Consider the following 8,104-nt stretch of genomic DNA (forward strand, 5'->3'; position numbering starts at 1 on the left):
GTGTTGACGCCGGGTGATCTGCTGGTTTTCCTGGCCTATCTGCGAGGTATCGCCACGCCCGCCCGCCAGCTTGCGAAGGCCGGCAGGGTGATCAGTCGTGCCGGCGTGGCGTTGGAGCGCATCGGCGAATACCGTTCGGAGGTTCCAAGGGTGGTGGATTCGCCCGCGGCTGTTGCGCCTTCGGTACGTGCGCGGAGACTCGAGTTCACGGCCGTCGGATTCGGCTATCGCCCCGGCGAAGTCATCCTGCGAGATATCAGCTTCACACTTGAACCAGGCAAGACTGTCGCCTTGGTTGGTCCGACCGGTTCGGGGAAAAGCACCATCGCCAGCCTGATTCCCCGCTTCTACGATCCCACTGAAGGCGCCGTGTTGCTGGATGATCGAAATCTACGCAGCCTGCCTTTGAGCTATTTGCGCCAGCAGGTGGCGGTGGTGCTGCAGGAGCCCGCGCTGTTTCAGGCGTCGATCTGGGAGAACATTGCCTACGGACGGGTCGGTGCGCAGCGCGAAGACGCAGTTCGTGCCGCGCGCGAGGTCGGTGTTGACCAATTAATTGAACAACTACCCAGCGGCTATGACGCGATGGTCAGCGAGCGTGGCCTGAGTCTCTCCGGTGGGCAGCGGCAGTGCATCGCGATAGCGCGGGCGATGTTGTGCGACGCACCGGTGGTGATTCTCGATGAACCCAGCAGCAGCCTCGATGCGCGTACCGAACGCGACCTGATGCTGGCCCTGTCACGCCTCGCCTCGCGCCGCGCCGCGCTCGTGATCGCGCACCGGCTTTCGACGGTGATGAGTGCAGATCTGATCCTGGTTCTCGATCACGGACAGATCGTACAGCGCGGCATGCATGCGGATCTGCTCGCTTCAGGCGGCCTTTACGCGAGCCTGTGGCAGGCCATGCGGGACGAGACCACCTCACCCAAGCTAAGGATTGTCTCTCCATGAGCACCAGTGGAACCACGGTTTTTCGCAAAACGCGAATGTTCGTTTCCACGGGCTTGCTGCTGCTGTCGTCAGCCAGTCCCGGGCTGGCACAGGCCGACCCCTGGATACCGGCCAGGGGACACGGTGTGGTCAATCCGATGCTGCGCTACTTCAGCGCCAACAACGCCTTTTCCGGCACCCAATTCGGAACGGGCACGTCCCCATCGTCGCAGCAACGGGAGACGCAGTTTCGCTTTACCGGCACACAGGGCATCGGCGGCCGATTATCGATCCAGTACGACCTGCGCGGTGGAGCGTTGCAGAAAACGCGCCATCATGCCGGCCAGACCATCACCAGCCGGAGTTCCGGTCTGGAGGATCAGGAAGTCGGGTTGAATTACGGGCTGCGGCAAACGGCATCGTTCGCGGACTCGATCGCACTGAATGTCGTGCTGCCGACGGGGTCGGCCACACGAGTGCCAGCACTCGGGGCGGGCAAGGCGGCCATCGAGCCGGACTACCAGATTGGCATCAACCGGGGCTTGATGTTTGTTACCTTGCTGGCCGGTCCGCGCATCTTCGTGGGTGGCGGTGCCATCCAGCTACGCACCTCGGCAAACCTTGGGTACCGTGTCTCGCCGCGCTTCAGCCTGGGTGGATCTTTGTTCTATGTGCGCACCATTCACCGCCAGCAGGCGATAACCATAAATCCTGGCGAGATCTATAACTTGTTGCGCCTTGGGGTAAGGCTGCAATACCACCCGTCAGGGCATTTTCGGCAGTGGCGTCCGTTCCTCACCTACGAGGACTCTGTCGCGGGCCAGGGTATCCATGCCGGCAAGCGAATTGTACTCGGCGTTTCAGTGCACTACTGAAATATGAACCCGCGGATACCACTGTTGCTGATCCGGCATGGCCATACAGAATGGAGCCGCAGTGGGCGCTATCAGGGGCGCTGCGATCCACCCTTGGTATCGGAGGGCAGGGATCAGGCTCGTCAACTGGGTCAGCGATTGAAAGGCCAGAGCGTGGTGTCGGTGCTTACAAGCCCTCTGCGCCGCGCCAGCGAGACGGCCTCCATCGTCGCCGAATCGCTAGGCCTCGGTGTCCCGCTGGTTGACCCGCGTCTGGCCGAGATGGCGTATGGGCAGTGGGAAGGCATGACCCAGGCCGAAATCCGCCTGCGTTGGCCCGATCAACTGCGGCAGTGGAAGCTCCTTCCAGACTCTGCAGCGCCGCCGGCCGGCGAAACCCTTGTCAAGGTGCGCGAACGTCTGAACGAATTTTTCGCCGATCCGCTGTGGCATCAACCCATTGCTGGTCGCGTATTGATCGTCAGCCATCTCGGTCCGATCCGTGTTGCGCTGCTGCAGGCGGCGCAACAACCGCTGTCCCTGTTCCGGCAAATTCCTGTTCCGACCGCCTCGGTGCATCACCTGATGCTTGGCAGCAGTCGAGGGGGATTCAAACTGTACAAAAAACTCCAGGAGCAAAAACCATGCGCATTGCAATGATTGGTGGTGGCTATGTCGGACTCGTTTCCGGCGCCTGTCTGGCCGATATCGGGCATAGCGTCTGCGTGATCGAGACCGACACGCAGCGCTTCGCTGCACTTTGCGAGGGTCGTATACCGATTTACGAACCCGGCCTGGACGCGATTGTGGCCAGGAATACGCAAGCAGGGCGGTTGCGTTTCAACAACCATCTCGTGACAGAGTTGAACGGTGCCGATGCGGTTTTTCTCGCCGTGGGCACGCCTTCCCGTCGTGGCGACGGACATGCTGATCTCACCTATGTATTCAGCGCGGCCGAGCAGATTGCCGCGGCATTGAAGCAGTCAACCGTGCTGGTCACCAAGTCGACCGTGCCAGTCGGCACCGGACGCAAGCTGGCTGCGCGGATGGCAGAGCTGCGGCCCGACATCCGCATCGACATCGCATCCAACCCGGAGTTTCTCCGGGAAGGCAGTGCAATCGAGGACTTTATGCGACCAGACCGCGTAGTGATAGGTGCGGAAACCCATCATGCACGTGAAGTGCTGCGGAGAATCTACCGACCAATGGCGCTTGACGAAGCGGCGTTGCTGTTCACCGGCATTGAAAGCGCTGAGCTCATCAAATATTCCGCCAATGCGTTCATGGCGATGAAGATCAGCTTCATCAATGAAATTGCCGACCTGTGCGAAAAAGTTAGTGCGAATGTACTCGACGTTGCCCATGGCATGGGCCTGGACCAGCGGATCGGGTCACGATTCCTGACCCCTGGCCCGGGTTATGGCGGTTCGTGTTTCCCCAAGGACACCCAGGCACTGATGCGGATCGCCCAGGAGGCAGGAGCACCACTGCGACTGGTCGAAACGGTCGTCGGCGTGAATGAGGCACGCAAGGCCGGCATGGCGGGAAGGATCATTGCCCGCTGCGGTGGTTCGGTACGCGGCAAGCGAATAGCAGTGCTCGGCCTGACCTTCAAGCCAGGTACCGACGATATGCGCGAGGCGCCTTCGATTGACATCGTACATCGCCTGATCGCTGAGGGCGCGCAGGTGCACGCTTTCGATCCGGTGGGTATGCTGCAAGCGCAGAAATTGCTGCCCGACACCGTGCACTATAGTCGTGATGTTCATGAGGCCGTCGAGGACGCCGACGCCCTGGTGGTTCTCACCGAGTGGGACGCGTTTCGCGCGTTATCTCCGCAATGGCTGCGGCAAACCATGCGGGGAACTGTCGTCGTGGACCTACGCAATATTTTTGATACCCAGGCAATGGCCAAGGTGGGGTTTGCCTATCATTCGATCGGCAGGCCCGCTGGCAAGCCGCGTGCTGCAGATACAACGATCCACACTGGAAACAGGCCGGTTTTCGCCTTTGCGGATGCCTGATGGTCACGGTATTCAGGTGAGATGAGTGGCCGAGGACCAGCCTTGATCACGGCAAAAGCCGCGATCGCTTTGGCAAGACGAATGCGGGCGGCTCTGGCTCACCTCTCGACAAGTCGCGGATACCTCACGCCCGTGCCTAACCGATACACTAGCGGTCGCCATCCGCACTCGACACGAGGCGCACTGGCATGAGGCGCCTGCGTGCAAGGCGCGACTATTAAGGTGTCAGGTATCCAGTCAGGGGAGAGCAAGATGGGCTCCGATGGTTTTAGCCCGATGGTGTCCAATGCCTGGTATCACCCTGGCGGGGCATTTTGCAGGTGAGCACACGCTCAGCCTTGTTGTGGGCATTCTCGTGGATGATCCTCGGATCGATCCTGGTGATGGCTGCATTGTCTTCCTTCGCGTTTCGAAGGGCGATGCAGTCGGAGATTGCCGAGAATCTGCGGTTCAGCGCGAGTGTCGTCAAGGAGCGTGTAGACACCTTCCTGTTTACCCAGGTAGAGGACATGCGTGTCTGGCGCATGCTCCAGGTCATGCAGGACATCCGGGTTGGCGATGTTGACAAGCGCATATCCAACACATTGTCCGCCTTGCGCGCAGGGCAGCAAAACACCTACGAGGCACTGATTTGCACAGACGGAGCCGGGCGGATCATCGCTGCCAGTGACCCAGCCCTTATCGGTACCACGATGCCGCAGATAAGCAACTGGAAGAACCTGTCCGGTACGAAATTGAAAGACGTCTCGATCGCGAGAATGAAACAGGCCGACGGCAGAGTGGTTGTTTTACGGACTGCAATTCCTGATGCGTTTCGGCATGGCGTCATCGGCAATCTGTTTGTTCTTGTGAAGTGGGACGCGATTGAGGATTTGCTTGACAACGCGGTGCGAGGTGGGCCGCGCAGCCTGCTGCTGCTGGGTGCCGATGGCAGGGTGCTTGGCGCATCCAACCCGCTTCGACACCATCTTCTACCCCATCTGCGGCTGCAACAGTGGCCTGTGCCAGCGACTGGAACCACATCGTATATTCACGACGGCAGCGCGATTGGCTACGGCTCGCTGCTGGTAGGTGCTGCCGCTTCAGCCGGGGATGAACAGTTCAATCGTCTGGGTTGGCATATCCTCATGGTCGAGCCGACGAGCGTGGCGTTTCGACCGGTCTGGAATCTGCTCTGGGGAATGTTGTTGTTGCTGTTGTTGACCCTGATGTTGGGTGTCTGGATCGCATCGCGCCTCGCCGGAAAGATCGCCCAGCCGATCGTCAATCTGACTGAATTCACGCGACGCTTTCGACAGGGCAACGAGGCGCTGCCGGAGGTGCCGGCCACAACAATGACCGAGGTGGCGGAGTTATTCGGTGCATATGTAGCGATGATCGAGGCACTCGACCGTTCGCGCGAAAACCTCGTGCGCGCCGGCAAACTTGCGGTGATTGGAGAGATGGCTGCTGTCATGGCGCATGAAATAAGAACGCCCATGAGCATTGTCCGCAGTTCGGCACAATTACTTGAGCGGCAGCCGGCGCATGGGGATGAGGAAAGGGAGCTGATCGGCTTCATCCTCAGTGAAACCGAACGACTGAACAGGCTGGTGACCATGCTGCTCGAGTGCGCGCGGCCCAAACCGCCGGATTTCCGCCCTCACGATTTGCATTCGATCATCGACAGCGTGATCAACCTGATCGCGTCGCGCGCAGAGACGGCAGAGGTGACTGTCGAACGGGATCTGGAAGCCCGGGCGGTGATGTTCAATTGTGATCGTGAACAAATGATGCAGGTGCTGTTGAACCTCGTTCTGAATGCACTGGAGATGGTTCAGCGAGGTGGCAAGATCGCAGTCAGTACCTGGCTCGAGTCCGGCGCGCTGTGGCTGAGCGTGGCCGATGACGGTCCAGGGGTTCCCCTCCCGATTCGCGAGCACATTTTCGACCCCTTTTTCACCCGTCGCCAAGGCGGCATCGGGCTGGGACTGACCGTTGTTCAGCAAATCGTGCACGCACACGGTGGCGAAATTGGAGTTACGGATAGCTCCTGGGGTGGAGCCGCTTTCAATGTCCGCTTTGACACTAATATTGATAGGTGATGTGAGCATGAAACGGATGCTGGTAGTCGACAACGAGGCAAATATGCGCAAAGTCCTCGAATTTGCGCTCACCAGCATGGGTCATGAGGTAGTCCAGGCTGGTGATGGGGTTGAGGCGCTGGCTGCGGTCGAAGCCAGCCACTTCGACCTGGTGTTGACCGACTTGAGAATGCCTGGCAAGAACGGCATCGAACTATTGCGCGATTTACGTGCGCGTGGCGAGGATGTTCCAGTCATTGTGCTGACCGCGTTCGGCACGATCGAAAGTGCGGTGGAAGCGATGAAGCTTGGTGCATCGGACTACATCATCAGGCCCTTCGAGATAGAAACCATCGAACTGGCGGTCACGCGGACACTTGCGGTCAGCATGGTCGAGCGTGAGAACCGCTTTCTGCGTGAAGAGTTATCCAAAGGCTGGGGTGAATTTGTCGGAACCGGCGAGAAGATGCAGGCACTGTACAAGCTGGTGCAGTTGGTGGCCCCGGCGCGCAGCAACGTCTTCATCGTAGGGGCAACTGGTACCGGCAAGGAACTGGTGGCGCGGGCAGTGCACCGTGCGTCCGGGCGCAGCGGTCTGTTTGTACCGATCAACTGCGCCGCGATTCCAGCCGAACTGCTCGAAAGCGAGTTGTTCGGGCACGAGAAGGGCGCCTTCACGGGTGCCTCCCGCGGCCGCGTGGGCAAATGCGAATTGGCCAGTGGCGGCACCATTTTCCTAGACGAAATCACCGAGATGCCGCTCTCACTGCAGTCAAAGCTGCTACGAGTACTGCAGGAGGGCACCATTGAACGGCTTGGCGCGAATGTGACCATGGCGGTTGATCTTCGCATCGTGGCGGCGACCAATGTGGATCCGGGGCAGGCCGTGGAGGCGGGGCACTTGCGACAGGATCTTTTTTTTCGACTCAATGTGGTGCGCATTGACGTGCCGCCTCTGCGTGATCGCCAAGAAGACATCGGGCTGCTGGCCGAGCACTTTCTGACCAAATACGCGGCCGAACTTGGCAAACCCACACCGCACCTGACGCCATCGGCTTTGGAGCGACTCGAAACCTACTCGTGGCCCGGCAACGTGCGTGAACTGGAAAACTTGATGGAACGCGCGGTCGTATTGAGCGAGGAGACGGAGATTTCGCCTGAGCACTTCCCTGCCAGTCTTGATCAGGGGCGTGCTGATTCGGTTGTCGTCGAGTCTATGATGCATGCGGCGCCAGAATCGGGCATGGCCGAAGCCATTTCGCTGAAAACACAGATGGAAGCGTTGGAAAAGGCTCTTATCAGGAGCGCGCTGGTGCGCAATGAAAACAACAAGGCTGCCGCGGCGCGCGCATTGGAGATCAGCGAACGACAACTTTGGTACAAGATAAAGCAGTACGAATTGTGATGTGACCAGGAACCAGACAGGGTTGAGGGCAACGACCCAGCGAAAACCGTGTCCTTTTACGTGTGACGCAAACCATGCAGGGGGGCGCGACACGCCGGGCTGGGCTGCATGCCGATGGTCTGAGTTCAGACACGGATCCGGATTGGCCGAGACCTGGCGTGTGGAGCCTGTTCAGCTTGATGCAGTCGCTGTACTGCTTCGTTGTTCTTTGAACCAGGGCGCCGATTGGCGCGGATGAATTTTTTGCAGGATTTCCTTGGCCTTGGTCGTCCAGTCCAAGGGCTTCGGATGGTTGTTGTGCAAGGCGATGTATTCCTCGATGGCTGCGATCAATGAGATCCAGGGGTCTACCTGATACCTGGACAGCGCCACTGCGCTTCGGCATTGCGCGATCAGATGGCTATCATGTGCAGTTCGTATGTCGCGCAAACATCTCGCTCCCGCCATGTCTCCGGAACACGCCACGTTGCGCGATGCGCTGGCGCATGTGTGCACGCGTGATTTTGGCCGCCTGCTGGGGCGCTGGCTGCGACTGAAACGCGAGCGCACGTCCGATGCAAAGAAGTTGGCGGCGCTGGGGCGTGACATCGAGGCCTCGGTGGCGCGGCTGCGTACAGCCGATCAGGCCGGCCGCGCCGCGCCCGGCGGCCAGGCACAGCTTGGGCAGCTGCGTGGTCTTGCCCGAGCCGGTCTCGCCGGCGATGACGACCACCTGGTGATCGCGGATCAGCTTGACGATATCGTCGCCGCGCGCGGCAATCGGAAGCGTTTCGTCCAGCGCGATGGCCGGCCGCAGGGCCGCGCGTGCTTCCCGACGCGCCACCGAGG

Annotated in this window: 7 protein-coding genes and 1 pseudogene; 6 read left to right on the top strand and 2 right to left on the bottom strand. The window is 60.0% G+C overall.

The genetic code is table 11. The annotated features are described in order from the left end of the window. The 6 genes from PF446_RS05085 to PF446_RS05110 all read left to right on the top strand — a co-directional run. On the top strand, nt 1-951 hold a 951-nt coding region (locus PF446_RS05085; protein WP_298070164.1), incomplete at its 5' end, for an ABC transporter ATP-binding protein. Between the two features lie 53 nt (nt 952-1,004). Continuing rightward, nucleotides 1,005-1,805 carry a hypothetical protein gene (locus PF446_RS05090; RefSeq protein ID WP_298070165.1) on the top strand — a complete coding sequence of 267 codons (801 nt, stop codon included), beginning with the start codon at nt 1,005-1,007 and terminating at the stop codon, nt 1,803-1,805. A 24-nt stretch (nt 1,806-1,829) separates the two neighbouring features. After that, the gene (locus PF446_RS05095; RefSeq protein WP_298070166.1) at nt 1,830-2,444 is read left to right on the top strand and encodes a histidine phosphatase family protein; all 615 of its coding nucleotides are present in this window, start codon (nt 1,830-1,832) and stop codon (nt 2,442-2,444) included. Beyond that, complete coding sequence (locus tag PF446_RS05100) at nt 2,429-3,808, top strand: UDP-glucose/GDP-mannose dehydrogenase family protein (protein ID WP_298070167.1); 1,380 nt, start codon at nt 2,429-2,431, stop codon at nt 3,806-3,808. The genes PF446_RS05095 and PF446_RS05100 overlap by 16 nt, the downstream gene beginning before the upstream one ends. 320 nt (nt 3,809-4,128) lie before the next feature. Next, complete coding sequence (locus PF446_RS05105; RefSeq protein WP_298070168.1) at nt 4,129-5,892, top strand: PAS domain-containing sensor histidine kinase; 1,764 nt, start codon at nt 4,129-4,131, stop codon at nt 5,890-5,892. 7 nt (nt 5,893-5,899) lie between these two features. Then, nucleotides 5,900-7,276 carry a sigma-54 dependent transcriptional regulator gene (locus PF446_RS05110; protein WP_298070169.1) on the top strand — a complete coding sequence of 459 codons (1,377 nt, stop codon included), beginning with the start codon at nt 5,900-5,902 and terminating at the stop codon, nt 7,274-7,276. Nucleotides 7,277-7,447: 171 nt separating this feature from the next. Here PF446_RS05110 and PF446_RS05115 read toward each other — a convergent pair whose 3' ends face one another. Both PF446_RS05115 and PF446_RS05120 read right to left on the bottom strand, forming a co-directional pair. Further along, nucleotides 7,448-7,609 (bottom strand): hypothetical protein, encoded by a 162-nt coding sequence (locus PF446_RS05115; protein WP_298070170.1) that lies wholly within the window; start codon nt 7,607-7,609, stop codon nt 7,448-7,450. A 268-nt stretch (nt 7,610-7,877) separates the two neighbouring features. Next, nucleotides 7,878-8,104, bottom strand: a pseudogene (locus tag PF446_RS05120) (ATP-dependent RNA helicase HrpA); the annotation flags it as partial.

It is taken from the genome of Oleiagrimonas sp., assembly GCF_027858935.1.
GTDB lineage: Bacteria > Pseudomonadota > Gammaproteobacteria > Xanthomonadales > Rhodanobacteraceae > Oleiagrimonas.